The sequence below is a fragment of the Natronosalvus halobius genome (assembly GCF_024138145.1).
GTDB lineage: Archaea > Halobacteriota > Halobacteria > Halobacteriales > Natrialbaceae > Natronosalvus > Natronosalvus halobius.
This window is the reverse complement of the sequence record NZ_CP099997.1, coordinates 204897-231401: the sequence shown is the minus strand read 5'-3', so window position 1 is coordinate 231401 and position 26505 is coordinate 204897. Positions and strand designations below refer to the sequence as shown.

General features: G+C 64.6%; 24 protein-coding genes. 13 read left to right on the top strand and 11 right to left on the bottom strand.

Annotated features, from left to right (window positions below; translation table 11 throughout):
* Positions 1-31: 31 nt before the first annotated feature.
* Together NGM15_RS01195 and NGM15_RS01190 are read right to left on the bottom strand one after the other, a co-directional pair.
* On the bottom strand, positions 32-1540 hold the full coding sequence (locus tag NGM15_RS01195) for a zinc ribbon domain-containing protein (RefSeq protein ID WP_253434191.1): 1509 nt from the start codon (positions 1538-1540) through the stop codon (positions 32-34).
* Positions 1537-2709, bottom strand: a complete 1173-nt coding sequence (locus NGM15_RS01190; RefSeq protein ID WP_253434188.1) for a thiolase domain-containing protein — start codon at positions 2707-2709, stop codon at positions 1537-1539. Before NGM15_RS01190 ends, NGM15_RS01195 begins: the two co-directional genes overlap by 4 nt.
* Before the next feature lie 168 nt (positions 2710-2877).
* On the opposite strand from NGM15_RS01190, the gene paaK (NGM15_RS01185) reads away from it, so the two are divergent.
* A complete protein-coding gene (gene paaK, locus NGM15_RS01185) occupies positions 2878-4164 on the top strand; it encodes a phenylacetate--CoA ligase PaaK (protein ID WP_253434185.1) in 1287 nt (428 codons plus the stop codon).
* Between the two features lie 230 nt (positions 4165-4394).
* Here paaK (NGM15_RS01185) and paaI read toward each other — a convergent pair whose 3' ends face one another.
* Together paaI and NGM15_RS01175 are read right to left on the bottom strand one after the other, a co-directional pair.
* On the bottom strand, positions 4395-4790 hold the full coding sequence (gene paaI, locus NGM15_RS01180) for a hydroxyphenylacetyl-CoA thioesterase PaaI (protein ID WP_253434182.1): 396 nt from the start codon (positions 4788-4790) through the stop codon (positions 4395-4397).
* A gap of 227 nt (positions 4791-5017) precedes the next feature.
* Complete coding sequence (locus NGM15_RS01175; RefSeq protein WP_253434180.1) at positions 5018-5656, bottom strand: helix-turn-helix domain-containing protein; 639 nt, start codon at positions 5654-5656, stop codon at positions 5018-5020.
* A gap of 87 nt (positions 5657-5743) precedes the next feature.
* Here NGM15_RS01175 and paaA point away from each other — a divergent pair, with 87 nt between their 5' ends.
* The 6 genes from paaA (at position 5744) to paaK (NGM15_RS01145) (ending at position 10054) form a co-directional block, all read left to right on the top strand.
* Positions 5744-6682 carry a 1,2-phenylacetyl-CoA epoxidase subunit PaaA gene (gene paaA / locus NGM15_RS01170; RefSeq protein WP_253434177.1) on the top strand — a complete coding sequence of 313 codons (939 nt, stop codon included), beginning with the start codon at positions 5744-5746 and terminating at the stop codon, positions 6680-6682.
* A gap of 2 nt (positions 6683-6684) precedes the next feature.
* Positions 6685-7014 carry a 1,2-phenylacetyl-CoA epoxidase subunit PaaB gene (gene paaB, locus NGM15_RS01165; RefSeq protein WP_253434174.1) on the top strand — a complete coding sequence of 110 codons (330 nt, stop codon included), beginning with the start codon at positions 6685-6687 and terminating at the stop codon, positions 7012-7014.
* Complete coding sequence (paaC, locus tag NGM15_RS01160) at positions 7014-7868, top strand: 1,2-phenylacetyl-CoA epoxidase subunit PaaC (RefSeq protein WP_253434171.1); 855 nt, start codon at positions 7014-7016, stop codon at positions 7866-7868. The genes paaB and paaC overlap by 1 nt, the downstream gene beginning before the upstream one ends.
* Before the next feature lie 44 nt (positions 7869-7912).
* Positions 7913-8449 (top strand): 1,2-phenylacetyl-CoA epoxidase subunit PaaD, encoded by a 537-nt coding sequence (gene paaD / locus NGM15_RS01155; protein ID WP_311136454.1) that lies wholly within the window; start codon positions 7913-7915, stop codon positions 8447-8449.
* A gap of 1 nt (position 8450) precedes the next feature.
* Entirely contained in the window at positions 8451-8618 is a 168-nt protein-coding gene (gene paaE, locus NGM15_RS01150) for a 1,2-phenylacetyl-CoA epoxidase subunit PaaE (RefSeq protein WP_253434168.1), read from the top strand.
* 152 nt (positions 8619-8770) lie between these two features.
* Complete coding sequence (gene paaK, locus NGM15_RS01145; RefSeq protein ID WP_253434166.1) at positions 8771-10054, top strand: phenylacetate--CoA ligase PaaK; 1284 nt, start codon at positions 8771-8773, stop codon at positions 10052-10054.
* A gap of 104 nt (positions 10055-10158) precedes the next feature.
* Here the strand turns inward: paaK (NGM15_RS01145) and NGM15_RS01140 are convergent, their stop codons facing one another.
* Positions 10159-11604 carry an aldehyde dehydrogenase family protein gene (locus NGM15_RS01140; protein WP_253434163.1) on the bottom strand — a complete coding sequence of 482 codons (1446 nt, stop codon included), beginning with the start codon at positions 11602-11604 and terminating at the stop codon, positions 10159-10161.
* Between the two features lie 235 nt (positions 11605-11839).
* On the opposite strand from NGM15_RS01140, the gene NGM15_RS01135 reads away from it, so the two are divergent.
* Positions 11840-12316, top strand: coding sequence for a VOC family protein (locus tag NGM15_RS01135; RefSeq protein ID WP_253434161.1), 477 nt, complete (start codon positions 11840-11842; stop codon positions 12314-12316).
* Between the two features lie 484 nt (positions 12317-12800).
* Here NGM15_RS01135 and NGM15_RS01130 read toward each other — a convergent pair whose 3' ends face one another.
* The 6 genes from NGM15_RS01130 to NGM15_RS01105 all read right to left on the bottom strand — a co-directional run bounded on the left by NGM15_RS01130 (position 12801) and on the right by NGM15_RS01105 (position 20831).
* Positions 12801-13175 (bottom strand): methylglyoxal synthase, encoded by a 375-nt coding sequence (locus NGM15_RS01130; protein WP_253434158.1) that lies wholly within the window; start codon positions 13173-13175, stop codon positions 12801-12803.
* A 55-nt stretch (positions 13176-13230) separates the two neighbouring features.
* Positions 13231-14757 carry a TrkH family potassium uptake protein gene (locus NGM15_RS01125; protein ID WP_253434155.1) on the bottom strand — a complete coding sequence of 509 codons (1527 nt, stop codon included), beginning with the start codon at positions 14755-14757 and terminating at the stop codon, positions 13231-13233.
* 231 nt (positions 14758-14988) lie between these two features.
* Positions 14989-15237 carry a hypothetical protein gene (locus NGM15_RS01120; protein WP_253434153.1) on the bottom strand — a complete coding sequence of 83 codons (249 nt, stop codon included), beginning with the start codon at positions 15235-15237 and terminating at the stop codon, positions 14989-14991.
* A gap of 324 nt (positions 15238-15561) precedes the next feature.
* The gene (locus NGM15_RS01115) at positions 15562-17874 is read right to left on the bottom strand and encodes an amino acid permease (RefSeq protein ID WP_253434150.1); all 2313 of its coding nucleotides are present in this window, start codon (positions 17872-17874) and stop codon (positions 15562-15564) included.
* Positions 17867-18298: a universal stress protein gene (locus NGM15_RS01110; protein WP_253434147.1), complete on the bottom strand. Its 432-nt coding sequence runs from the start codon at positions 18296-18298 to the stop codon at positions 17867-17869. The genes NGM15_RS01115 and NGM15_RS01110 overlap by 8 nt, the downstream gene beginning before the upstream one ends.
* A gap of 181 nt (positions 18299-18479) precedes the next feature.
* A complete protein-coding gene (locus NGM15_RS01105) occupies positions 18480-20831 on the bottom strand; it encodes an amino acid permease (protein ID WP_253434144.1) in 2352 nt (783 codons plus the stop codon).
* 318 nt (positions 20832-21149) lie between these two features.
* On the opposite strand from NGM15_RS01105, the gene trkA reads away from it, so the two are divergent.
* From trkA to NGM15_RS18860, 5 genes are all read left to right on the top strand, one after another.
* Entirely contained in the window at positions 21150-22484 is a 1335-nt protein-coding gene (gene trkA, locus NGM15_RS01100; protein WP_253434142.1) for a Trk system potassium transporter TrkA, read from the top strand.
* On the top strand, positions 22484-24019 hold the full coding sequence (locus NGM15_RS01095; protein WP_253434139.1) for a TrkH family potassium uptake protein: 1536 nt from the start codon (positions 22484-22486) through the stop codon (positions 24017-24019). The genes trkA and NGM15_RS01095 overlap by 1 nt, the downstream gene beginning before the upstream one ends.
* 87 nt (positions 24020-24106) lie before the next feature.
* Positions 24107-24526: a VOC family protein gene (locus NGM15_RS01090; RefSeq protein WP_253434136.1), complete on the top strand. Its 420-nt coding sequence runs from the start codon at positions 24107-24109 to the stop codon at positions 24524-24526.
* A 742-nt stretch (positions 24527-25268) separates the two neighbouring features.
* On the top strand, positions 25269-26066 hold the full coding sequence (gene pyrF / locus NGM15_RS01085) for an orotidine-5'-phosphate decarboxylase (RefSeq protein ID WP_253434134.1): 798 nt from the start codon (positions 25269-25271) through the stop codon (positions 26064-26066).
* Between the two features lie 97 nt (positions 26067-26163).
* Positions 26164-26424, top strand: a complete 261-nt coding sequence (locus NGM15_RS18860) for an AN1-type zinc finger domain-containing protein (protein ID WP_425494458.1) — start codon at positions 26164-26166, stop codon at positions 26422-26424.
* The last annotated feature ends 81 nt before the right edge of the window (positions 26425-26505 follow it).

Below are 26505 nucleotides of genomic sequence, written 5' to 3'. Positions count from 1 at the left end.
CTCAGGACTCGAGTATCCAGAACCTGGGCGCTCAGGACTCGAGCATCTGCATCTTGAACCCGTACCGGGTCACGCCCTCCTGGACGTAGATTCTCCGGATCGTCGCGTCGACGCGGTCGCCGACCGACACGGCCTCCGGGTCGGGTGTCAGCACCTGCGTGGGGGTCGAGACGGGGTCGTCGTCGGGTTCGGGTCCATCGAGGGCCACGACGGCGCTGACGAAGGCGCCCTCGCGAGCCTGCTGTTCGACGAACTCCGGTGGGGCGCCGCCCTGACCGATCACGGTCGCGGCTTCGACAGTACCAGTTCCTGGCAGTTCGACGTCGTCGTACTCGTCGAGCGTTCCGCATCCCCTACAGGCGCCCGAAGGCGGAAACGCGAGCCGACCGCACTCCCGGCACCGGCCCGCGACGAGGCGGTGGCGCTGGGCCATCGTCCGCTTCCAGCTGGGGACGCTGACGTAGGCACCGCCGCCGTCGGGTTCGCCGGGCGTCACGTCGCCGCGGATGCGGAGGTACTCGCCGTAGGAGAGCGTTTGGTCGCCCTCGAGCGCGGTTTCGACGGGGACGCTGTCGCTCTCGTCGCCCCCGTCCGCGTCGCTCCCGCCCGCCTCGATGCGCATCGCAATCGCCCCGCCGCCCGACCCGTACGCGACCAGGCCGAGCGAGCGGTGGCCAGCTTCGAGCGCCTTCGCGAGCCCGAGGAGGGTGCTCGCGGCGCCCGTGTCCCCGAGGTCGTGGACGGTCGTCCCCGCCTGGATCCGTTCGCCGTCGACGCCCAGTGCTCCCGCGGCCCGGTAGGGCAGTTTGCCGTTCGGCGACTGGAGGCAGACGGCGTCGACGTCCTCGAGCGAGGGCTCGAACCCCTCGACGGCCGACGCGACGGCGTCGGTGTAGGCGTCCCGGTCGTACTGCGTGATGTCGAGGCCGGTCGTTTCCGTCGACCCCGCCTCTCGATACCTGATTCCGGGGACGGCGTCGACGTACTCTCCGGCGTCCGTGACTCTCCCGGAGCCGTCGGGCGTCAATACGAGCGCCACGGCGCCCGCCCCACCCGCGTGCTCGTGTTCGTCCGAGGGGGCGCCGCGAGGGGCGTCGCTGGCGACGATCAGGACGGCGCCGTCGGTCGGTGTCTCGAGGCCAGTCCGGAGCGCGTCGGCGCCGACGCGGGTGCTTCCGGTGAACTGGCGCGTCTCGAGCGACGAGGCGAGTCCGAGGAAGCTGGCCAGTCGCGGCCCCAGTGCCTCCTCTTCGTAGGGTGGCGTCGTCGTGCCGAGCAGGAGGTGGGTGATGGTTCCGGGCTCGACGTCTGCGGCCTCAAGCGCCCGTTGGGCGGCCTCGTAGGCCATCGTCAGCGTATCTTCGTCGCCAGCGGGGACGGCCGTCTCGGAGATTCCGGCGCCCTGGAACTGCCCCCAGGCCTCCGTGACGGCCTCCGCGGTGAGTCGGTAGTCGGGGGCGTAGGCGCCGACGCCCGCGATGCCAAGCTTGGTCGCCTCGTTCGGGCCGGGCGCCTCGTCGCTCGCTCGAGGCGCCGTCATCGCGCCACCTCCTGCTCGAAGATATGGACCGCCGTCGCGCCGCCGCTCCCACCCACGTTGTGCGTGAGGCCGTAGCGCGGGTCCTCGAGCTGGCGGTCGCCCGCGTTCCCGGTCAGTTGATCGAAGACCTCGACGACCTGTCCGGTGCCGGTCGCGCCGATGGGGTGGCCTTTCGACTTGAGGCCACCGGAGGTGTTGACCGGGAGGTCGCCGTCCGGGTCGGTGACGCCCTCGCGGAGCAGTTGTGGAGCCTCGCCGGGTTCACAGAACCCCAGGTCCTCGTAAGCGATGAGTTCCGCGATGGCGAAGCAATCGTGGACCTCCGCGAAGTCGAGGTCCTCGGGACCGATTTCCGCGCGCTCGTAGGCCCGTCTGCCGGCTTCCTGGGAGGCCGAGATACTCGTGTAGTTGTCGCGTTCGGCGAGGCCGACCCGCTCGCTGGCCGCGCCGACGCCCGCGACGCGAACGCGCTCGTCGGTGTACTCGGCCACGACGTCCTCACTGGCGAGGAGCACGGCGGCAGCCCCGTCGGAGGTCGGACAGCAGTGGTAGAGGTTGAGGGGGTCGGCGACCGTTGGCGCCGCGACGGCGTCCTCGAGCGAGCACTCGAAGCCGAGGTGAGCCTTCGGGTTCTTGGCCCCGTTGGCGTGGTTCTTGACGGCAACTCGCGAGAGGTCCTCGGGGGTCGCGTCGTGGGCGTCCAGGTAGGCGCTGGCCATCTGGGCGTACACGCCAGAGAAGGTGGTCCCGGTGAGGCGTTCCCACTCGGTTTCACCGGAGACGCCGAGCCAGTACTTCGTGGTGTCGCCGGACATGTCGGTCATGACCTCGAAACCGCCCGCGAGGACGACGTCGGCCATGCCGCTCTTGATCGCCTGGACGCCCTGGCGGACGGCGAAGCCGCCGGCGCCGCAGGCGTTCTCGATCCGCGAGCAGGGCACGTTGTGCAATCCGACGTGTTCCGTGACGGCCGGCCCAGAGAGGCCGATCTGGCGGCCGCCGACGCCGAGAGTGGCGACGACCGCCTCGTCGATGTCGTCTGTGTCCAGGTCGTGGTCGACCCGGTCTCTCGCGGCCGCGTACGCCTCCGCGAACAGTTCCCGGTAGCCTCGCTCCGGGAACGAACCGAAGGCGGTCTGTCCAGCGCCGATGACGTAGACGTCCCGCATACCCGGTCATTGTCAGGTGGCGGATTTATAGCTTCGGACCCGGGCAGTCGTCGCCCGAGGCGAGTCGCCCTGCTGTGTATCATCGGCGAGGGTTGCATTCTCCGGCGCTGTGGGTGGTTTGTGCCTACCACATAATTTTTGGTGCCCCACTCCAGAGAGGGAGATGAGATGGCCTACCAGGCAATAGAGGCCGCTCCACGGAGTGAACTCCGGGAGTGCCAGAACGAACGCTTACAGGAAACGGTGCGAAACGCCTACGAAAACGTCGACCACTATCGAAACGCACTCGAGGACGCCGGGCTCACCCCCGACGACATCGAGACGGTTGACGACATCACGAAGCTCCCCTTCACGACGAAAGAGGACTTCCGCGACGAGTACCCCGACGGCCTGTTCGCCGTCGACAACGAGGACATCGTCCGGATCCACGCCTCCTCGGGAACGACGGGGAAGCCGAAGATCGTCTCCTACACGCAGAACGACGTGGACGTCTGGGGCGACGCCGTCGCCCGATGCCTCGATGCCGCTGGCCTCGACGCGGGCGATACGGTCCAGAACGCCTACGGCTACGGGCTCTTCACCGGCGGCCTCGGACTCCACTACGGCGTCGAGGAACTGGGCGCGACCGTGATCCCGATCGGCGGCGGCAACACCCAGCGCCAGGTCGAGATGCTCGAGGATCTCGGGAGCGACGCCATCGCCTGCACGCCCTCCTACGCGCTGTACCTCGCCGAGACCGCAGCGGACATGGGCGTCGACATCGAGGACCTCCCGTTGCGGGTGGTTATCTTCGGTGCCGAACCCTGCACGGACCCGATGCGCGAGGCCATCGAGGAGCGCCTCGGCGTCAAGGGAATCGACATCTACGGCCTCTCCGAGATCGTCGGCCCCGGCGTCTCCATCGAGTGCGTGGAGGCCCAGGAGGGGCTGCACATCCACGAGGACCGGTTCTACCCCGAAATCGTCGATCCGGACACCGGCGAGCCTCTGCCAGAGGGTGAGGAGGGCGAACTCGTGCTCACGACGCTCTCGAAGGAGGCCCTGCCGGTGCTCCGGTACCGAACTGGCGACCTCACGACGCTCTCCAGCGGGGAGTGTGAGTGCGGACGTACCACGATCCGCATGGACAACGTCACCGGTCGCTCCGACGACCTCGTGATCGTTCGTGGGGTCAACTTCTACCCGAGTGAGGTCGAGGACGTCGTCCTCGAGTTCGACGAGGTGGCGCCCCACTATCGGATCGACCTGGACAGAGAGAACAACCTGGACACCCTCGAGATCACCATCGAGTGCGAGCACGACTTCGAGGGCGACCGCGAGGAACTCCGCGATCGGGTGCTCACCCGCCTTCAGAACGTGCTCTCGTTCACCCCCGATACACTCACGATCGAGGAACCGGGCGGGATCGAGCGGACGGAAGTTGGGAAGGTCAAGCGGGTTTACGACCACCGCTAAGGCCAGTTCTCGGTGAACGAAGCGCGGTTTTGCAATTCGGCTCTCGAGGCGTTCTAGAGCGTCGATTCGTACGATGTGATATAGATTCTATAGTAATCGGTATAGAATCTATAGTCTTGATCAGGAAGTGACCGAGGGGTCGAGCGACCAGCCACGGCCCGTGGAGCTAGTCGAGAGGGAGTCGCGACGAACTGGAAACGCTGTTCTGAGTCAGAACTGTGTTCGTATGATCAACCGAGAATGTACACACGACCGCGGAAGGTGGCGATCCGGTCGTCGTCCTCGTCGGTGACCACGACCTCGTACTCCGCGGTACTGCCGGCGACGTGACTCTCCTCCGCAGTCGCAGTCAGGACATCGCCCACGTCCACCGCCTCGAGGTAGGAGATGTTCGTCTCGAGGGCCACAGCCGTCTCGCCGTGGGAATTCGACGCCGCGGCGAACGCCGCATCGGCCAGCGAGTAGACCGCCCCGCCGTGGGGCGTTCCGTGGAAGTTCGTCAGGTCCTCGGTGACCTCGAGTTCGGTCCGGGCGAGGCCGGGTTCGAAGTCGACGAGGTCGATGCCGAGGGTCGCACAGTAGGGATCGTTCTCGATGTGCTCGCGCAGGGCGTCGATGTCTGCCATACACACAGCCAGGGTGGCCGGGTGGCAAGAAACTACTGGTGGGGGCAACGATTCGCTGAGCGAAGGATGGGGGCCCTGGTCGAGGGATCGGCCCGCTGACGAAATCACTGCTCGAGCCCACGGCGGCCGCAGCGGCTCACCGCGAAATGACCGACGACCACGCCGAAAGTCCTCGAGTGTCTCGAGTCCCGCGCCGAAACGTCACACGAGGGCCAATCAGTGACGGCTCACGCGAAAATCTGTCGAAACAGCGCCTCTTCCGCCCGTCGCCGCCGCTCCAGGAACGCCGACTTGCTGATGCCCAGTTCCGCCGCCACCGCCTCCGAACTCGTCGCCCGCGGGATCTCGAAGTACCCCAGTTCCACGGCAACCCGGAGACACTCCTCCTGGGCGGGCGTCAGATCCCACTGCTGGCTCGGGGCCTCCTGGGCTTCCGACTCCATGGGGTAGACGCGCTCGAGGCGCACACCCACCGTATCGCCCGCCGTCTCCATCACGTTCTTGAGCACGTCCCGACCGACGACGGCCCCGAAGACCGTAGCGGCGCCGTTTCGGTACCGGAGCGTCTCGACGATCAGGCCGCCGTTGATCAGGTCGTGGACCACGCAGGGGTGCTTCGAGAGACACCGGAATCGGTACCGCCCGTCGACCTCGGTGACGTGGAGGTAGCGGATACGGTCGTCCGCGTCGAGCGTCTCGACGAAGTGGTCGTTTCGCGGCGAGCTAAACTGCAGCAGGTCGTAGCCGTCGGCCCGAAGTTGTGGCGCCTGAGCGTGGACCTCGAGGTCGACGGCACTGGTCGCCTCGGCGAGCGGACAATCGTCGTCCTGGACCCGGAATTCGACGGCGAGACACTCCTCGATCATGGGGAAAAGTACGCGCGATAGTATTTAAAACCCCGTCATGTGGCGGTCAACTGCTAAGGGTCGAAACGACGTGTAGTATAGTGAACGATGGACATCGACACCGTCAAAGAACGGGCCGGGCCGCGGGAGTTCAGCCCCGCGGACGACATGCCCCTCGAGTACCGGGAGGCCGCCACCCGGATGATCGAGTTCCACGCCAACAGCGAGATCATGGGGGCGTACCTCGAGCGGCCGTTCATTCGACAGGCACCGAGCATCGACCGCAAACTGGCCTTCTCGGCGAAGGTGCAGGACGAAATTGGCCACGGGCAGTTGCTCTACCGCGCGGCGGAATCGCTGGGCGTGAAGACGCGCGAGGAGATGCTCGACGACCTCGCTAACGGGAAGGGGAAATTCCTCAACTGCTTCCACTACCCGATGGACAGCTGGGTCGAGACGCCGATGATCGCCTTCTTCGTCGACGGCGCCGCGATGCGCCGCCAGGCGACGCTGCGACGCACTAGCTGGGAGCCCTACGCCCACGCCATGGACAAGGTGTGCTTCGAGGAGGGGTTCCACGTCAAACACGGCGAGAGCATCCTCGCGGAGCTGATGACCGGCTCGAAGAAAGAACAGGAGATGACCCAGGAGGCCTTCGAGACCTGGTGGCCCCGGATCATCCAGTTCTTCGGACCGACCAACGACAAGAGCACCCACCACGACTTCTCCGCCGCAGTGGGACTCAAAGCGCAGTCCAACGACGACCTGCGCTCGATGTTCCTCCGGGAGTACATCCCGAAGGCCGAGCGCTACGGCCTCGAGATTCCCGACGAGCCACGCATCCGCGAGACCGACAACGGCTACGAGGTCGTCGAGGACGACTTAGACTGGGACGAGTTCTTCCAGATCGCGAAGAACGACTTCGAGCCCGGTCTCGGCCAGATCGACGGCCGCAAGCAGGCCCAGGACGCCGTCCAGTGGGTCCGCGACAGTCTCGAGTGGGAGAACCGACCGGCCGGCAGCCCGAAACCACAGGCGGCTGACTGACCATGATCTGGGAAGTATTCCGACAGGAAGAGCAAGGTGGATACCACACCCACTGCGGCAACGTCCACGCGCCCGACCGCGAGATGGCCAGGCAGTTCGCGGCCATCCAGCACGGCCGGCGCAAGGCGACCAACAGCCTCTGGGTCGTCCCGAAGGAAGAGGTCGCGGAGATCGACGCTGACGAGACCTCCTTCGGCGGCACGACCGACAAGAGCTACCGCTGGGGACCGACCTACAAGTCCGACGTCGACCACGCCGCCGAGGTCATCGAATCGGACAAGGAACAGGAAGCGGCCGAACGACAGCGCTCGAAAGCGCAGGGTGACGACTGATGGCGAGTGCCGAATCCGTCACGGCCGACGACCTCTCGACTGACGAACGAGACGCGCTCGAGGCGCTGTTGCTCCGGCTGGCGGACGACGAATTCGTCCTCGCCGAGCGCTACACCGAGTGGCAGGTCCGCTCGCCGACCCTCGAGTCCGACCTCGCACTGTCGAACAACGCCCAGGACGAACTCGGTCACGCCCGCCTCTGGTACGACGTACTCGAGGACCTGGGCTACGAGGAACACGAACTCATCTACGAGCGCGAGGCCGACGCCTGGCGCCACAGTACCCTCGTCGAACGGCCGTTCCCCGAGGGCGACTGGGCAAACGCCATCGTCCGCCACTACCTCTACGACGTGGCCGAGAAGCGTCGCCTCGAAGCGCTCGAGGACTCGGCGTACTCGAAGCTCGCCGACCGCGTCGGCAAGATCCAGGCCGAGGAACGTTACCACCTGGAGCACGCCCAGAACTGGATGGAGCGGCTGGCTGACGACGAGGAAGACGACGGCGGCCGAGAACGCCTCCAACAGGCCGTCGACCGGCTGTTCCCGTACGCGCTGACCCTGTTCGCCCCCGTCGACGACGAGACCGAGACGGCGATCGAGGAAGCCGGCTTCCGGGACGCCACGCTCGAGGAGTTGGCCACCGACTGGGCGAACGAGGTCGTGCCGTTCCTCGAGGGACTGGGACTCGATGTGCCGATCGGTGAGGACGACGTCCTGGACCTCGATCCGGACGTCCCGCGCGGGCGTGACGGCGACCACACCGACACCTGGGCGGACCTCCGCGAGGAGTTCACCAGCACCTACCGCGAACTGGGTCGCTCGGGGGCGACAAGGATCATGGAGAAACCGGAGTAACGCCTCCGGGCACTCGTACCCCGTACCCGCTGCTACCAATCACAATGAACCGTAATACACCATCTGACGTCGACGCCGACACCGATGCCGCGCTCGAGGCCAACCCACCGACCGAGAGTGTCGACGAAACGAACGACGACCTCGAGCCGGGAGCGCAGTTCGACCCGGACCCGGACGCCGAGAGCGAGAGCGAGGCGACCCCGTGTTCGTACACCGACTACCGATCCGGCGAGGCCGTCGAGGACCTCCCAGCCACCGGCGAGGACGCGACGGGCGTCGAAGCCGCCGTCTGGGACGCCCTCTACGGGGTCGAGGATCCCGAGATGCCAGTCAGCATCGTCGACCTCGGCCTGATCTACGGGCTCGCGCTCGAGGACGGCCACGCCACCGTCGACATGACGCTGACGTACTCGGGCTGTCCCGCGCGGGACATGCTCCAGGACGAGATTCGAGAGACCGTCGCGGACGTCGACGGCGTCGAATCGGTCGACCTCCGCCTCGTCTGGAGTCCCGGCTGGACCATCGAGATGGTGACCGAACAGGGTCGATCCGACCTGCGGGAGTTCGGGTTGAGTGTCTAATATGCGCGAGACCGATCCATCCGTGATGACGAGCGGCGAGGCGTCGGGAGCGGAGTGTCCGTACTGCGAGTCGACGAACACCGTTCGCGAGCATCCGAAGGGGCCGTCGCTGTGTCGCTCGATGCACTACTGCAACGAGTGCCAGCAGCCGTTCGAGAAGTTCGAGTAGGAGACGTGGATTCGGGTGAGCGACGAGGACTCGAGTAGCCGAGTAGCAGGTCACGAGAAAGTCACAGCGTCAACTGACGCACGAACCACCCACGAGCGGCGACCTGCGGGCGCCAAGAACTATAGGCATCCCCTTCGTCCCCTCGAGACAGTATGTCAACAGCCGACGAACGAATCCCGCGCGAGGAACGCCGGAATCTGCAGACGAAGCGGCTCCGTGAGACCGTCGAACGTGCTCGAGAGAACGTCCCATTTTACGAGAAGCGACTCACAGCGGCGGGCGTCACGGCCGACGACATCGAGACGCTCCAGGACGTCACCAAACTCCCCTTTACGACGAAAGCCGACTTTCGGGACACCTACCCCGACGGCCTGTTCGCCGTCGACAACGAGGACATCGTCCGCATCCACGCCTCCTCGGGAACCACCGGAAAGCCGAAGATCGTCGCCTACACCGCGGGCGACCTCGAAATCTGGAACGAGGTGATGGAGCGAGCCATGCGGGCCGCCGGCCTCGACGCGGGCGATACGGTCCAGAACGCCTACGGCTACGGACTCTTCACCGGCGGCCTCGGCTTCCACGCCGGGGCGGAGTCGCTCGGAGCGACGGTGATTCCGACGAGCAGCGGTAACACCCAGCGCCAGGTTGAACTCGCCGCAGACCTCGAGAGCGACGCGCTCTGCTGTACGCCCTCCTACGCGCTGTACTTCGCCGAACGGGCCAGGGAGATGGGGATCGACCCCCGAGAACTCCCGCTGTCTGCCGTCCTCTACGGCGCTGAACCCTGTACCGAGCCAATGCGGGAGGCCATCGAGGAGCGTCTCGGCGTGACCGGCATCGAGAACTACGGCCTCTCGGAACTGATTGGCCCCGGCGTGGCCGTCGAGTGCGCACACGTCCAGGACGGCCTGCACATCCAGACCGACCACTTCTACCCCGAGGTGGTCGACCCCGACTCCGGCGAACCCCTGCCGCCTGGCGAGGAGGGCGAACTCGTGCTCACCTCGCTCACGAAGGAGGCCCTGCCCGTGCTTCGATACCGGACCGGCGACATGACCACCCTGATCGAAGCGCCCTGTGAGTGTGGCCGAACCACGATTCGGATGGACGGCGTCACCGGCCGCGCCGACGACCTGCTGATCGTCCGCGGCGTCAACCTCTATCCCAGCCAGCTCGAAGCCGTGATCCTGGAGTTCGATGCCGTCGCCCCCCAGTACCGGATCGACCTCTCTCGCGAGGATGCGCTCGACCGGCTCGAGGTGACGGTGGAACTCGAGCGTGGGTTCGACGGGGACGAAGAAGCGCTCCGAGAACGGTTGCTCGAGGCGATCTCGAGCACGCTCTCGTTGACGCCCGACACGCTCGCCCTCGTCGAGTACGGCTCGATCGAGCGGACCGAGGTCGGGAAGGTCAAGCGGGTGTACGACCACCGCTGACCGTCGTGTTGGCCGCCGCCTCGGCGACTGCGAGAGCTGGCGACCCATACGAAGTCGGAGACCGCCATCGAGTCGGCAGCCGTCGGGGGTGCGAGGTCAGCTACCTACTCGAAGTTGATGTTCACGTTCTTTGCCTGTGTGTACTCGCCGATAGCTTCGGCGCCCTGCTCGCGGCCCTCGCCGCTCTCCTTGACACCGCCGAACGGCGTCTGCGGGAAGGTAACTGGATACTCGTTGACGCTCACCATCCCGTACTCGAGGTCGCGGGCGAAGCGGTGGGCCCGCGAGAGGTCGTTCGTCCAGACGCCGGCGAGCAGGCCGTAGGGCGAGTCGTTGGCGACCTCGAGCGCCTCCTCCTCGCTCTCAACCTCGATGACCGAGAGCACCGGTCCGAAGATCTCCTCGCGGGCAACGGTCATGTCGTTGGTCACGTCAGTCAACACGGTCGGCTCGAGGAAGTAGCCCTCCCGGTCAGGAACCTCGCCGCCGGTCGCGACGGTCGCGCCCTCCTCGAGGCCGGTTTCGACGTAGTCGGCGACCTCGTCCCGGTGACTCTCGCTGACGAGCGGGCCCATCCGCGCGTCGTCGTCGATGCCGTTCCCGAGCGGCGTGTTCTCGGCGCCGGCGACGACGTTGTCGACGACCTCGTCGTGAATGTCCTCGTGGACGACCAGTCGGGATCCCGCCCAGCACATCTGCCCAGCGTTCATGAAGATGCCGTAGTGGACGCCCTTCGATGCGGCCTCGAGGTCCGCGTCGGGGAAGATGATATTGGGGCCCTTTCCGCCGAGTTCGAGGGTGACGCCGGTGACGCTGTCGGCGGCCTGGCCCATCACGCGCTTGCCGATTTCCGTGCTGCCAGTGAAGGCCACGTGGTCGACGCCCTCGTGTTCGGCCAGCGCTGCTCCGGCGACGCTTCCGCGGCCGGGGACGACGTTGAGCACGCCATCGGGAAGCCCCACTTCCTCGGCTGCCTTCGCGTAGTACAGCGCGGAGAGGGGCGTCTGGCTCGAGGGCTTGACCACGGCGGTGTTTCCACACGCAAGTGCCGGGGCGAGGCTGCGCCCCGCCAACTGGAACGGATAGTTCCACGGGACGATGTGGCCCGTCACGCCGACGGGTTCGCGGATGGTGTAATCGAGGCGGTCACCGGGGACGGGAATCTGGTCGCCCGCGAGCTTGTCCGCCCAGCCGGCGTAGTACCGGAACGTGTCGATGACCATCCCAACCTCGAGGGTCGCCTCGAACTGCGTCTTGCCGTTGTCGTGAGATTCCACGAGAGCGATTTCGTCCTTCCAGTCTTCGAGCTGGTCCGCAAACGCCTGCAAGTATGCCGCCCGTTCGGCGGGGTCGAGCGAAGCCCACTCGCTGCCGCGTTCGAGCGCGGCGTCGGCCGCCGACACGGCGGCGTCCACGTCTGATTCACTCGCCGCCGCGACTGTCGCGTAGGTCGTCTCGTTCGCGGGGTCGACCGTCTCGATCCGGTCGCCGCCTTCGCCGTCGGCCCATTCACCGTCGATGTAGAGGTCCATTGGACCCGTGTAGCTCATGCACCAAAACCGACGGACTGCGCCGTGTTATAGATTGGTATAACGGCACGCCTCAGGGCGTGCTCGGATGGGGGTCTCAGTTGCGTTGCACGGCTTCCAGCGCGGCGAAGACGACTCGAGTGTGAGTCCCGCCCGGAAGACGGTGGCCCGGCTGGGAATCCGGACTCGACGCCGTAGGGAGCGCGTCGGCAGTGTCGTCCCAAACGATTATCGTCCTCGGGAGACGTTGCGACGTATGGACGGGGACGACCTGCCGCCGATGCGCGTCGATCACACCGGAATCGCCGTCGAATCGATCACCGACGCCGAACCACTCCTGTTTGCGCTGGGCTGTGAGAAAATCCACGAGGAGCCGAGCAAGTACGGCTCGTTCACCTGGGCGACCTACGTACTCGGTGGCGCCTCTCGGCTCGAACTCATCGCTCCGCAACCGGGGTCGGACTCCTTTCTGACCGACTACCTGGAGGCGAACGGCCCCGGCCTCCACCACGTCACCCTCGAGGTGGCCGACCTCGAGGCCGCGATCGAAGCACTCGAGGCGGCGGCGGTGTCGGTCATCGATCACAACGAGTTCGAGACGTGGGGCGAGGCGTTCGTCTCTCCGGCGAATCCCACGGGCGTCCTCTTTCAGTTGATGGAGTACTACGAGGGGTACGCCGGTGAACGAGACGCAGGCTGTCGATTGTTCGTCGACGGAACACCTCTCGAGTGAGTCCGTTCTCGAGAGCCGACCACCCGTCCAGCAGTTCGCATCTGACCGACCGGACGTTCGCGCTAAGAGCGTGATGAATTGGTATAGATTACGAGCATAGCTATGTAATAGTGTGTCAGTTACTAACGTAATACGGCGCGTTCGTTGCAGATTGGGCATATACCTGAACTACATAATTAACTACTATTTGGTACTTCCCTATAGAGGACAAAATCGACGTCAGTGGCGCTTTCCGAGATAAATCGACTTTGACGGCGCGTACTCCTGAAAAACACCACGAACAGTCTTCGATGCCGGAAGTCCCGCACGGACGGTGGACATGATCACTGACACTCGGGTTCGACCTCAATTAGCCCTAAAACGGCTATATAGTGAATTCGGAGGTCAGAAAGGTATCGTGTCAATGTGGTCGGGATAACATATACGTTTATCGAGGAGATGTCGTATTAGTCATAGATCTTATGATACGTCGTCGATCACTCGATTACGACACGTCGTCGATACCCTCGAGCAGGTATCGCGCGCTCGCGAGATTCGTCGCCAGGGCGGTATCGCGGACGTCACAGATCCGCAAGAGTGCCGAGATGTCTGGCTCGTGTGGCTGGGCCGTGAGCGGATCGCGCAGGAAGACGATCCCGTCGAGACGATCCTGGGCGACCTCACTGCCGATCATCAGGTCCCCGCCAAGGGGTCCCGATTCCTTCCGTTCGATCTCGAGGTCGGTTGCCTGGAGGAGGCGTTTGCCAGTCGTGCCCGTTGCGATGAGGTCGTAGTCGGCGAGGACGTCCTCGTACTCGCGGACGAACGCGATGAGGTCGTCTTTCTTCTCGTCGTGAGCGATGAGTGCGAGTCGAACCATGTGACCGATTCGTCCTGGAGGGGCAAGATACCTCGGCCGCTCGGTTCCTGACGGCCTACGAGCGCCAGTAGGCCGGGAGCAATAGGACGAGCACGGGGATAATCTCGATGCGACCGATCCACATCATGAAAATCATGACGAAGCGCGTGAGCAGCGGAAAGCCGGCGTAGTTGTCGAACGGGCCAGCCAGGCCGAACGCGGGGCCGATGTTGAGGAAGATCGAGGCGGCCGCGCCGAGGGCCTCGAACTCGGAGACGCTGACCTCCCCGCGCGCCGCGTCGACGACGATGAAGATGGTCAACAGGAAGAAGATGATGATCGCGAGCATCACGTAGGCGAAGATGTCGTTGATCGTGTCCTCGTCGACGACGGTATCGCCGAGCCGGACGGGCCTGACCGCTCGCGGGTGGACGGAGAGAAAGAGGTTACGAGCCAATCCCTTCAGGATCACGAGCCATCGCAGGGACTTGATCGAACAGGTCGTACTGCCGGCCATGCCGCCGACGAACATCCCCAGAAAGAGGATGTGCTTCGCGCCAGGGTTCCAGAGGTCGAAGTTCGTCGACGCGTACCCCGTCGTCGTCACCATCGAGACGACGTTGAACAGGCCGTGTCTGAGCGTCGGCTCGAGGCCCACGGTGTCCCCGGCGAGGCCGACGAGTACCGAGACGATCGCCCCGAAGACGGCGATGACGCCGATGTAAAAGCGAAACTCCTCGGATTCGAGTGGCCGTTCATACGACCCGCGGGCGACCGCGTAGAGCAACACGAAGTTCGTCGCGCCGACGATCATGATCGGGATCATCGTCCACTGGACGATCGGCGTGAACGCCCCGATGCTATCCGGCTCGGGCGAGAAGCCGGCCGTCGAGACGCTCGTCAGGGCGTGCGAGATCGCGTTGAAGAGATCCATTTTCGGAGCCAGCCCGAGGAGGTGAAACGTGTAGAAGATCGTCGCCGCCGCCACCGTCAGCCCGACGTAGAGTCCCCAGATGAGCCGTGCCGTGCTCTCGATCTCGGGGGTCAACTTCGTGACCGTCTGGGTCTGGGTCTCGGTCTCCATCAGCTGAGCACCCCCGACCATCAGGTTCGAGAGCAGGCCGATGGCGACGATCAGGATGCCCAGGCCGCCAAGCCACTGGAGGATCTGCCGCCAGAGCAAGATCGACCGCGGCAAGTTGTCGAAGTCCCAGCCGCTCATCACCGTCGCGCCCGTCGTGGTCAGGCCGCTCATGCCCTCGAACATCGCGTTGACCGGCCCCTCGAGTCGGCCCGAAAAGGCGGAGGCAGGGTCGGCACCCAGGCCTAGCAGGAAGAACGGAATCGCGCCGATCAGCGCGACCCCGAACCACGTCAGCGCGACCATCAGGAACGCCTCGCGTTGACCGAGGTCGCGGTCGTCGGTCAGGCGCTCCAGCAGCGTGCCGATGGCGACGGTGAAAGCGATGGCGACGACGAACGGAATCGTCTCGTCGCCGTCGAGGGCCGCGAGCGCGAGCGGCGCGGCTAGTGGGACAGCGAGCCAGAAGAGAACGGTCCCCGTCACGCTGCAACTCGAGCGCCAGTCGACTCGGATCCTCATCGAACGACTCGACCTGTGTCAGCGATGGTGATAACGATACTGGGTTTCGTCGTCCGGTTCGGAGTGAATATCAGCGGGACTCGACCATGGCATCGAGAGGCGGCGTCGAGAACACCGCGACGAGGGCAATGTGTCGAGAGGACGGCGTCGAGAGCAAAGCGTCGAGAGGACGGCGTTGAGGGCAAAGTGTAGGGAGTATGACCTCGAGGGCAGGACGTCGAGGCAACGGGTTCACTCGATAGCCACGAGAAAATCGTCCAGGAGCGCGGAGCGTTCGTCCCACCAGGACTCCCCGTCGGGAGGTAAGTAGCGGACGACGACCGTCTCGCCCTCGTTCGGTTCGTCCACCGCGTCGACCCACCGGGTTCCCTGCCAGAGGCCTGTAACCTCGACGCGCCCGTGCCGTGCGTGCGTGTACGTCCGGCCGCACTCGAGGCCGCTATCGGCGGAGGAGTGGGAGGTATCCGTTCCGTTTCTCATACGCGTCGTTCTCCGTTCGAGGGCTTTTTCCTGACTGCTTGCGGTCGAAGGTTTCCGATCACCGGACCGAGAGCTTCCGATGGCGCCGTGCCGCCGAGGGAAGCGGCCGTTCCGCAGGGCCGAGAGGAGGCGTCGATAGGGTCAGGCGAGCCAGACTGGACACCTGTTCACCTGGCCAGCCAAACGCAGCCCCGTAGGCGTCGTTCCGTGTCCGTGGCTGCCAAACCGTGGACTGACCCGTTCAGCGCGCGATACTCGAGCGCGTCGCCGAGCGGACCTCGAGCGGATTGGCGAACGAATCTCGAGCGGACCTGCGACAATCGATCAGGAACCGGAATCCGTTCTCGGCTCGCCTTCTTTCGTTTCCGTGGACGCTTCGACTCCTGGACGGCCGAAGAGCCGTTCACGGAGCGACCGTTTGGCCGGACGCTCGGCGAGCAGGACCGAACAGTCGACTTCGTCGACGACGTCGAAGACGAGCGAGCCACCGACGAGTCGAGAGAGTAGCCCCTTCCTGGTCGCGCCGAGGACGACCATCGTGTGATCGTTTGCGGCGCGCTCGATGGCCCCTTCGACGTCGCCCTCCGTTTCCACGAGGAGAGTCGCGTTGCCGAGCCCGTGCTCGTCGGCCCAGGTGCCGAGGAACGCCGTTCCCTTCGCACGGTCGGTGTCCTCGTCGACGACGTGCAAAATCGATACGTCAGCGCCGTGGACGTCCCGAAGGGCCTTGGCTGCCTCGGCGCTGAGGTCCGAGTCGGGACCGCCAGCCGTCGGCACGAGCACGCGCGAGGGGTCGAATCCGCGGTCTTTGAACACCAGGAAGTCACAGGGGAGGTTCGTCGTGAGTTCATCGAGCGCGCCGCCCGTTCGCCCGCTGGTCCAGGGCCTGCTCGGGCTCCATCCCATCACGACGGTGTCGGCGTTCAGTCGTTCGGCGGAGTCGACGACCTCCTCGAGCGACCGGTGGGAGACGACGGTGTGCGTTTCGATGTCGACATCGTACTCGGCGGCGACCGCACGGGCGTTCTCGAAGAGCTGATCCGATTCGCCGTCGATTTGATCGATCTGATCGGCGACATAGTCGAGAGAGGTCTGATCGGGAACCTGCACGACGTGGACGGCGTGAACGACGCCACCCTTCTGGTTGGCCATCGTACAGCCGAGGGCGACCAGTTCGTCTTCGGTCCGGGGGTTCGAGACGGGGACCATCACGTTGTAGGGAGCGGTCGCGTCGGGCGAGGCGGCTTCGGCAGCCGAAACCGCGATGTCGGGCATTTCCTCGGGCCGGTCGCGAACGTACTCGCCGAGGACGCCCTGGATCGGCGTGCGGTAGCGTGCGTAGAGAACGTACCAGAGGACAGCCCCGACGATGAACACCACCGCCAGGATCTGGGAGGTGGTGTCCATGAAGTAGATGAGTCCCAGCGACAGGACGAACCCGAGAATCGGCACGATTGGATACAGCGGAACCGTGAAGTCAGGATCGTAGTCGGGATGCTCAGTTTCGCGGAAGACGATTAGCGCGGCGTTCATCAGGGCGTAGACGATCAGGTGGAGGACGCTCGCCGCTTCCGCGAGCACCTTGACGTCACCGCCCATGAAGATGACGAAGACGAGGATCAGCCCGCCGGTAACGATAATTGATCGGTAGGGTGTCGCGAATCGCGGATGGATTTCGTTGAGCCAGTCGTTGACGATCTTGTCCCGGCCCATCGCGAAGTTGATCCGGGCCGACGCCAGGATCGAGGCATTTGCCGAGGAGGCCGTCGCCAGCAGCGCACCGAGGGCCATGATCACCGCGGCCGCACCCGCGTAGTTTCCGGGGAACGCCACTTCGGTCGCCTGGGCTACCGGTGCTTCGAGGTCGAGGTCCGGCCACGGAACGACGCCGAGCATGATCGTTACCAGGATGCCGTACAGTACCGTGACGATGGCGACGCTACCGACGATGGCGATGGGAAGATTCCGTCCCGGGTTCTTCATCTCCTCGCCGACGGTGGCGATCTTGGCGTAACCCAGGAAGGAGACGAAGACGAGACCGGTCGCCGGCAGGAGTTCAGCGGTTCCGAACGGTGTGTAGCCGCCGCTTCCCGACACCGTCGCCCAGTCGAAGGCGAACCAGCCCGCGATTGCGAAAACGCCCAGAATCGCGAGCAAGATAGTGACGATGATCGTCTGGATGCCGCCGGTTTCCTTCGCGCCGATGTAGTTGACACCGACGAAGACCGCGCCGGCGACGATCGCCCCGACCTGGACGTTACTGAGAAACAGGATCGAGGGTAACTCGACGAGTTCGCCCAGGTAACGGCCGAATCCGATGGTGTAGAAGGCCGAAGCGAAGGCGAGGCCGAGCCAGTCGCCCAGTCCAGATATCGAGCCGAACAGGGGACCGAGCGCACGGTTGACGTAGTAGTAGGCACCACCGGCTTTCGGCATCGCCGTTCCGAGTTCGGAGACCGACAGGGCATTGACCATGGCGATGAGCCCACCGACGAGGAACGAGATCACGACGATCGGGCCAGTTCCCTGGGCGGCCTCACCGGGGAGGACGAAGATGCCTGCCCCTATCATCGTCCCGATGCCGATGGTCATCGCGGGAATCAGGCCAAGGTCCTTGGCGAGTTCCTCGTCACTCATCTGGATCACCTGGCAAGATCAGGACCGGTCGATCGGTTCGATTGATCAATTTTCGCGCGACGTCCCCTGTTAGTAGCTGACGCCACCGACTCTCGCTGCGCGGGACGAAAACGATCGTGTCGACGCGTTCGTCGTCGGCGACCTCGATAATCGTCGCTGCGACGTCAGTCCCGTATCCGACGGTGGGTTCGACGGTGAGGGTGGGGCCGTCGATGACCGCCTCGAAAATCTTGAAGAGGGTTTCGGCGAACTCCTCTCGCTGTTCGACGCCTGCGGCGTCGGGAGCACCGCCAGCTTTTTCGACGACGTAGATTGGGATCAAGATGGCGTCGTCGAACCGATCGGCGACGGCCTTGCCCGTTACGCGGGCGTCCTCTTCGTTCGCAATTGGCACCAAAACGCGCCGAAACGGCTCGTCGCTCATCCAAACCCACCTGCCATCGATTCGAGAGCGTTCTTCTCGAGAGGAGTACAGCAACTATCCGATGGTATCATATCCGACAGTGTTTATCGATACATGATAAAACCCACGCTTGTATTTTCGAATCACGAGCCACGAGGCGAGAGGTTGTCGAATCAGCAATAGGCCCGTTCGCCGCCGCTCACTAGGTGGTGGTTTCGGTATTGCTCTCGTCGACGTTGGGCGTCGTCGGTTCGGGTTCGACGCCCGTGCCGTCCTCCTCGATGTCGCGGCTCCCGCTGCCGAAGAGCCGATCGCGAAGGCTTCGCGTATGGCGTTTCTCTGCGAGCAGCACGGAGCAGCCGACCTCGTCCAGGACGTCGAGCACGAGCGACCCGCGAACGAGTCGCGAGAGGACGCCCTTTTCGGTGGCTCCGATCAGGAGCAAGGTCGCGTCCTCGGCCGCCTCCGCGATCCGCGACTGAACGTCGCCTGTCTCGACGAGAAGTCTCGCGTCCTCGAGGTCGTGGTCGGCCGCCCAGGACGCGAGGAACGCTTCGCCGTGCTCGCGCTCGCCGTGGTCGGTCACGTGCAGGAGCGTCACGTCGGCGTCGTACTGCGACTGGAGAGTCGTCGCGACCGCCGCAGCGAGGTCGGAGTCGGGACCGCCAGCCGTCGGGAGCAGGACTCGCGAGGGGTCGAAGCCGCGGTCGCGGAAGACGAGGAAGTCACACGGCAGCGAGTGGGCGAGTTCGTCGATGGTCGTTTCGGCCCGGCCCGGGGCACCGTGGGATTCGGGACCCCACCCCATCACCGTCACGTCGGCGCCGTAGCGATTCGCCGCCCCGAAGATTTCCTCGAACGGGTCGTGCGAGAGGACGATGTGCGTCTCGATATCGGCACCGTAGGTCTGGGCGTTGGCCTGGGCCTGCTCGAGCAACTGGTGGGCGGTCTCGTGTGCTTTCTGTTCGCGCGCGGCCTCGAGAGCGGTCTGTCTCGGGACGTCGACGATGTTGACGGCGACGACGGTACCGTCGTGCTGGTTGGCGATGGCCGATCCGAGTGAGATCAGGTCCTTCTCGTGTTCGGGATTGGCCAACGGGACCATGACGCGGTAGTCGCTCTGCTCGGGTGCGACGCTGGTCGCGGCGGAGACGGCGACGTCGGGAAGCCGTTCCGAGCGGTCGAGCACCCACGCGTCCAGGACGCCAGCCGCTTCGACGTGCCGTCGAGCGTAGAGCAGGTACCACAGGGCTGCGAAGATGACCAGCCCTAGCGAGAGGTAGACGACGGACGGTTCGATGTAGACGATGAGCGCGAACGAGGAGATCGTGCCGATGATCGGGACGATGGGATACAGCGGCACCTCGAAGTCCGGGTCGTAGCCCTCGGGTTCGGCCTCGCGCATAACGATTAACGCGATGTTCAACAGCCCGTAGACGATCAGGTGCAGGACCGATCCAGCCGTCGAGAGCAACTCGAGGTCGCCCACGATCAGGAAGACGACGATCAGCCCGCCCGTGACGGCGATGGACTTGTACGGCGTTCCGAACCGAGGGTGGATTTCGTTGAGTTTCGGCGTGACGATCTTTTCTCGACCCATCGCGAAGTTGATCCGCGAAGACGACAGGATCGAGGCGTTTGCCGAGGAAGCCGTCGCGAGCAGGCCGCCAAAGAGCAGGAGGCCAGCACCGAAGGCGGCGAGACTGTACCCGAGGAGGTTGTACTGGCCGAAGAGGAGGCGAGCAGCGTCGACGACGGCCGTGTTGTTCTGGGCGACGAGTTCGTTCGGGACGGCTGCGAGCAAGACTACGAGGAAGAACGCGTAGATGGTCGTGACGATGACGACCGAGCCGATCACGGCGCGCGGCAGGTTACGACCAGGGTCCTTGATCTCCTCGGCGACGGAGGTGATCTGGACGAATCCGAGGTAGGAGACGAAGATGATGCCGGTGACGGGAAGGATCTCACCGGCCATACCCGGCTGTGCGGATCCGGCGAGCGAGTCCAGGTCGGCATTGAGCAGACCGACGACCGAGAAGAGTGCCAGAATCGCCACGAGCAAGAGCACAATGACGATTTGAAGCGCCCCGGTCTCCTTCGCCCCGATGTAGTTGATGCCGATGAAGAGGAGGGCGCCGACGAGTCCGATTAGCTGGGCAGGGCCGAGCGTCACTGGCCCGAGCGCGAGAGCGCCGAGGCCGATCAGGTCGTTGACGTACTCGCCGAGGCCGTACATGTAGAAGGCGGAGGCGAACGCGAGGCCGATCCAGTTGGCCCATCCGGTAATTGAGCCGAACAGCGGCCCGAGTGCGCGGTTGACGTAGAAGTACGCCCCACCGGATTTCGGCATCGCTGTCCCCAGTTCCGAAGCAGAGAGTGCCGTAAACAGGGCGATCACCCCGCCGAGGACGAAGGTTGCTGCGGCGAAGGGTCCCGCCCGAAAGACGGCGGTTCCCGGCAGGACGAAAATGCCCGCCCCGATCATCGTCCCGATGCCGATCGTCAGTGCCGCGAGAGGCCCGAGGTCCTTCGCGAGTTCCTCGTCGCCACTCACGTCGGGTCACCTCGAGGGACCTCGTCGCGGGCGAGAGTGCGTCTCGAGCGCGGCGTTTCGTCGTGGTCTCGGGGCGTTCGTCCGTCGATGCCGCCGGCAGATGAGTGAGCGAGTACGAACATTGGTTGGAGAAAACGTCTGCTACCACCACGTATTCACACGGGTGATATCAGGGCTTCGCTCTCTCGGCGTCAGGGACGTTCCGATCGGAGGTTCGTGCATACTAACCAGTCAGTCAGCTCGTCGCGCTACGTCGTAACGTCTATTTCGGTACCAGCAAAACACCACGTCAATGCAACCGCTTCCACGGGGGTTGTCGTGCACGTAGTCGTCGTCGGTGCCGGCGAGGTCGGCCGGGCGATCGCCACGAACCTCGAGGAGACCCATGACGTGGTCGTCGTCGACCAGGACCCGGACATCGTCGAGGAACTCACCTATTCGCTCGACGTACTCGCCATCGAGGGCGACGGAACCGAGATCACGACGCTTCACGAGGCGAACGTAGAGGAGGCCGGCCTCGTCATCGCCTGTACGGACGACGACGAGGTGAACCTCGTCATCTGCGGCGCGGCCAAGACGCTGACCGACGCGTTCACCATCGCCCGCGTGCGACGACGGACGTTGCTCGAGACGTGGGAAGGGTCGGAGGGCGCCTTCGGCGTCGACTTCATGGTCTGTACCGACCTGCTCACGGCCCAGGCGATCTTCCGGATCTCCGGCCTCCCCGGCGCCCAGGACGTCGACATGTTCGCCGGCGGCCTCGTGCGGATGGCCGAGTTCGAAATCAGTCCCGAGAGCCCAATCGCAAACCAGAGCATCCAGGACGCCGACCGGTACGACTCGTTGACGTTCGCGGGAATCTTCAGGAACGGGGACATGATCGTCGCTCGTGGGGAGACGGTGATCGAACCGAACGACCGGGTCGTCGTCATCGGTAGCCCCGACTCCGTCTCGACCTTCGCCGACGACCTCGTCTGTCTCCCGCAAACCGAACACGAAGAAGTCGTCATCGTCGGCGCCAGCGAGATCGGCTACCAGGCCGCCCGCGAGTTCGAAGAACACGGCTACGAACCTCGCCTCATCGAGCAAGATCCCGACCGCGCTCGGAAAGTCGCCGAAGCCCTGCCGAACACGCTCGTCATGCAGAGCGACGCCACCGACACCGAGTTCCTGGAGCGCGAGCACGTCGACGAGGCCGACATTGTCATCTCCACCCTCGGAAGCGACGAGCGCAACCTGCTCGTCTCCCTGCTCGCTCGACGGCTGGGCGTCGACCGCACCGTCGCCGTCATCGAGAACCTCGAGTACGCCGAACTGTTCGAGACCGTGGGCGTCGACGTGGCGATCAACCCCCGCGAGGAGACCGCCGAGGAGATCGTCCGCTTCACGCGATCGAACCGCGCAGAGAAGGTGGCTATGCTCGAGCACGACCGCGCCGAGGTCATCGAAATCGAGGTCGGCGCCGACAGTGCCCTGTCCGACCGAACGATCATGGAGTCGGTCGCCGACCTCCCCGAGGGCGTCGTCATCGGCGCCATCTCCCGCGGTGGCAATCTCGTGACCCCCCGTGGGGACACGACGCTCAGACCCGGCGATCACATCGTGCTGTTCGTCGATGCGACGGTTCTTGATCAGGTGCTCGAGGCGATCTGATGAACGCCCACCTCCGCGTCGACTGGCGGGCCGGGCTGAGCCTCGTCGGGACGATCCTCGCGTTTCTCTCGCTCGCTTTCGTCCTGCCGATCGTGACGGCGCTCGCATACGGCGGCGAGGATCTCTGGGTCTTCGTCGTCTCGATGAGCGTCACCGTTGGGTTCGGGCTCGTACTCCGACAACTCGACCAGAATCCGGACCCCGGTGCCCGAGAGGCGTTCATGGTCGTCGCGCTGACGTGGCTCTTCGCCGCAATCTTCGGTGCACTTCCCTACCTCCTGGCCGGGAACGGAACGGTCGCTCACCCGACGAACGCCCTCTTCGAGAGCATGAGTGGCTTCACGACGACCGGCGCGACGGTAATGGGCGACATCTCCTTCGACACGCACTCGAGGGCGATGTTGCTGTGGCGACAGCTCACGCAGTGGGTCGGCGGAATGGGGATCATCGTCCTCGCCGTGGCGATTCTCTCGCAGATGGCCGTCGGTGGCGCCCAGTTGATGGAAGCCGAGAGTCCGGGGCCCGGCGTGTCGAAGCTGACGCCGCACATCGCGGAGACGGCGCGGGTGCTCTGGTTCGCGTACATCGGCTTCACCCTTCTCCTGATGGCGCTGTTGTACGGCCTCCACCTCGCCGGATTCGCCCCGGAGATGGACCTGTACAACTCGATCGCTCACGGCCTCTCGACGCTCCCCACCGGCGGGTTCTCTCCCGAAGCCAGGAGTATCGAGGCGTTCTCGCCGGCCGTCCAGTGGCTCATCGTGCCGTTCATGTTTATCGCCGGGGTCAACTTCGTCCTCTGGTGGCACCTCGTCTCGGGGGACACGCGAGCCCTGTTTCGGGACAACGAGTTCCGGCTCTACCTCGGCGCCGTCTCCACGCTCTCGGTCGTCGTCACGGTCGTCCTCTTCTTCGACGCCTCCTTACAGACCTCCCAGACGGGTCAGATCGGCGGCCACTTCGAACGCTCGGCGCGCTACGCCGTCTTCCAGATCGCCTCGCTTACCAACTCGACTGGCTTTGCGAACATGGACTTCGATCAGTGGGGCGGTACCGCGAAGGGCGTGTTGCTCTTTGCGATGTTCATCGGGGGGAGCACCGGGTCGACCGGCGGCGGAATCAAAGTACTCCGGTGGCTCGTCATCCTCAAATCCCTGCGGCGGGAACTGTTCACGACCGTCCACCCCGAAGCCGTTCGCCCGGTCCGCATGAACGGCAAGTCCCTCGACGAGGAGGCAATCCGGGGCATCTACGCGTTCACGCTGCTATACTTTTGCCTGTTCTTCCTGGGGATTCTCTTGCTGGCCGCCGACGCCGCTCGTGTCGGCCTCGACCTCGAGACGATCGAACTGGTCACGGCCTCGATCGCCACCCTGGGTAACATCGGGCCCGGGTTCGGCATCATCGGTCCGATGGGCGGCTACGGCGAGTTCCCGGTCACCTCGCGGCTTCTGATGATCCTCTACATGTGGATCGGCCGTCTCGAGATCTTCCCCGTGCTGGTGTTGCTGACGGCGGCGTACTGGCGGTCGTAACTCGCGAGGGAGTCGACGCGCTTTCCGACGTCGTACCCCGCGAGGCGGTCGATGCGCTTTTTTCGTCGCCCCTACGAGGTCGAGGCGATGACGACGCCACGCGCACATCACGTTGGGATTACCGTTTCTGACATCGAGTCAGTTCTCCCCTTCTACCGCGACATTCTCGAATTCGACGTGCTCGATCGCTTCTCCGTTTCGGGAGAAGCGTTCGCCGACGCCGTCGACGTCCCCGACGCTGCAGGCACGTTCGCCCACCTGGAGGCCGGAGACGTCCGCATCGAACTCGTCGAGTACGCACCGACCGGAACCGCTCGAAAAACCCCGGAACTGAATCATCCGGGGGCGACCCACGTCGGCTTCTCGGTGCCCGACATCGAGGCGTTCTTCGCATCCCTGCCCGCCGAGGTCGAGACGCTGAGCGAGCCCCGGACCACCGAGAGCGGCACATCGATTCTCTTTCTGCGCGATCCGGAGGAGAACCTGGTGGAAGTGCTCGAGCGGTAGACGGCTCGCTCACCGCCACCGGTTCCGTGGCGTTGGCGAGCGTTCGGTGGAGGAATCTGGTCGATAAAACCGGCTCGAGGCGGTCGCTCTCGAGCGCAAGGACTGACGAGCGCCGAAACGAGGGGAATCGAAGAGAGCCGATCCGCGAACGGGTTCTCGTTCGTGCCAGCGAGCGATTCTGTCGGCGAGCAGCCGACGACTGCCTTATGTTCACATGTGACATAGATATCTGTGCTATGGAGCACCCGAATGCACAGCGCCGACCGACCGTCCCTGTCGGGACGACGCCGGTCGCGAAGTACGTGTCCTGGACGGATCATCGTCGTACGATTCACGACGAGGCAGTAGCGACTCGAGAGCGGCATGCGTTACGTACGCGGTGACGGCTGTTTGCGGCGACGTCCTGTCCGCTGTCCGCGGCAACGTCTTGCCCGCGGCGACCACCGCCTCGAGCGTTCATTTTTGGCACGCTCGGGAATAGTGAGCTGATAATCATAGTGGAAAATCTATGCAACTGGAGACAGGCGCCGATTCCCTTCCTCGAGGCACAACGTGACCCGAAAGGCGCGGAGCGCCTCTCGTCATCACGAAAGTTGGGCCTTCACGAACGACAGGGAGTGAAGCAACCGTATCAGGTGTCAATACCGTTCCATCCTGACCGATCGTTCGAACCAGTGGCCACCACTCCGTCCGGGCATCCACAATAGCAACGTTTTCGTCACTGCCTCGAGCACACGAGGCCATGAACTTCTTCGATCGGTTGCACGACCGCATCGTGACGGCCGACAGCGTCGTGAGCGTCGGCCTCGACCCGGACCCCAGACGCATTCCCGATCACCTGCAAGAGCACGACCTCCCGCGGTGGGCGTTCAACCGCCGGATCATCGACGCCACGCACGAACACGCGGCCGTGTTCAAACCCAACGCCGCGTTCTACGAGGACCCCGACGGTTGGCGAGCCCTCGAGGAGACCATCGCCTACGCCCACGGGAAGGGTGTTCCCATCCTGCTCGACGCCAAGCGCGCGGACATCGGGAACACGACCAGGCAGTACGCCCAGCTATTGGAGAAGGTAGACGCCATCACCGTCAACCCCTACATGGGCCGGGACTCCCTCCAACCGTTCCTGGCGAACGAGGAGGCCGGCGTCTTCGTCCTCTGTCGCACATCGAACCCCGGCGGGGCCGACCTCCAGGACCTCGAACTCGAGACGGGTGAACCGCTGTACGAACGCGTTGCGGCCCTCGCGGACCTCTGGAACGAGAACGACAACGTGGGACTCGTCGTGGGTGCGACGAAGCCCGAGGAACTCGAAGACCTGCGCGAGCAGGTGCCCGACCTGCCGTTCCTGGTGCCCGGGGTCGGCGCCCAGGGCGGGGACACCGAGGCAGCCGTCGAGTTCGGCCTGGCGAACGGGGTCGGCCTCGTGAACTCCTCGCGCGGGATCATCTTCGCGGGGGAGGACGCTGGCGAGGGGTTCGCTAACGTCGCGGGTCAGGCGGCCAAGCGACTGAAAACGCGGTTGAATCAGTACCGGTAGGCTCGCGCCACGGCGATGGGCACGTAGAACTCCCCCTTTAACAACTCGAACGTGGGAAACGTTATCACGTTCACATCGAGAGATACCGCTAGTACAAATGACTCGTTGCCACGTGTGCCACGAACCGCTGAATCTTCCGAACGATTGCACCTACTGTGGCGAATACTACTGTAGCGAACACCGTCTTCCCGAGAACCACAACTGCCCGAACCTGGACCAGGTTCGTACCCTCGGACCGGAGTTTCGTGAGACGACGGTTCAACCTGCGAACGGAGACGGCGTTCTCACGCCGCTGCGGATCGGTGTTGGGATACTAGTTCTCGCGATACTCGTCGCAACGTTCGTGTTGTTCCTCTGAGTATCGTCCCGTTTCTGCTGCTATCTGAAGATGCGTCGAGCGTCGATTGGCGACGAGCATTGATCGACGTCGAGTCCGAAC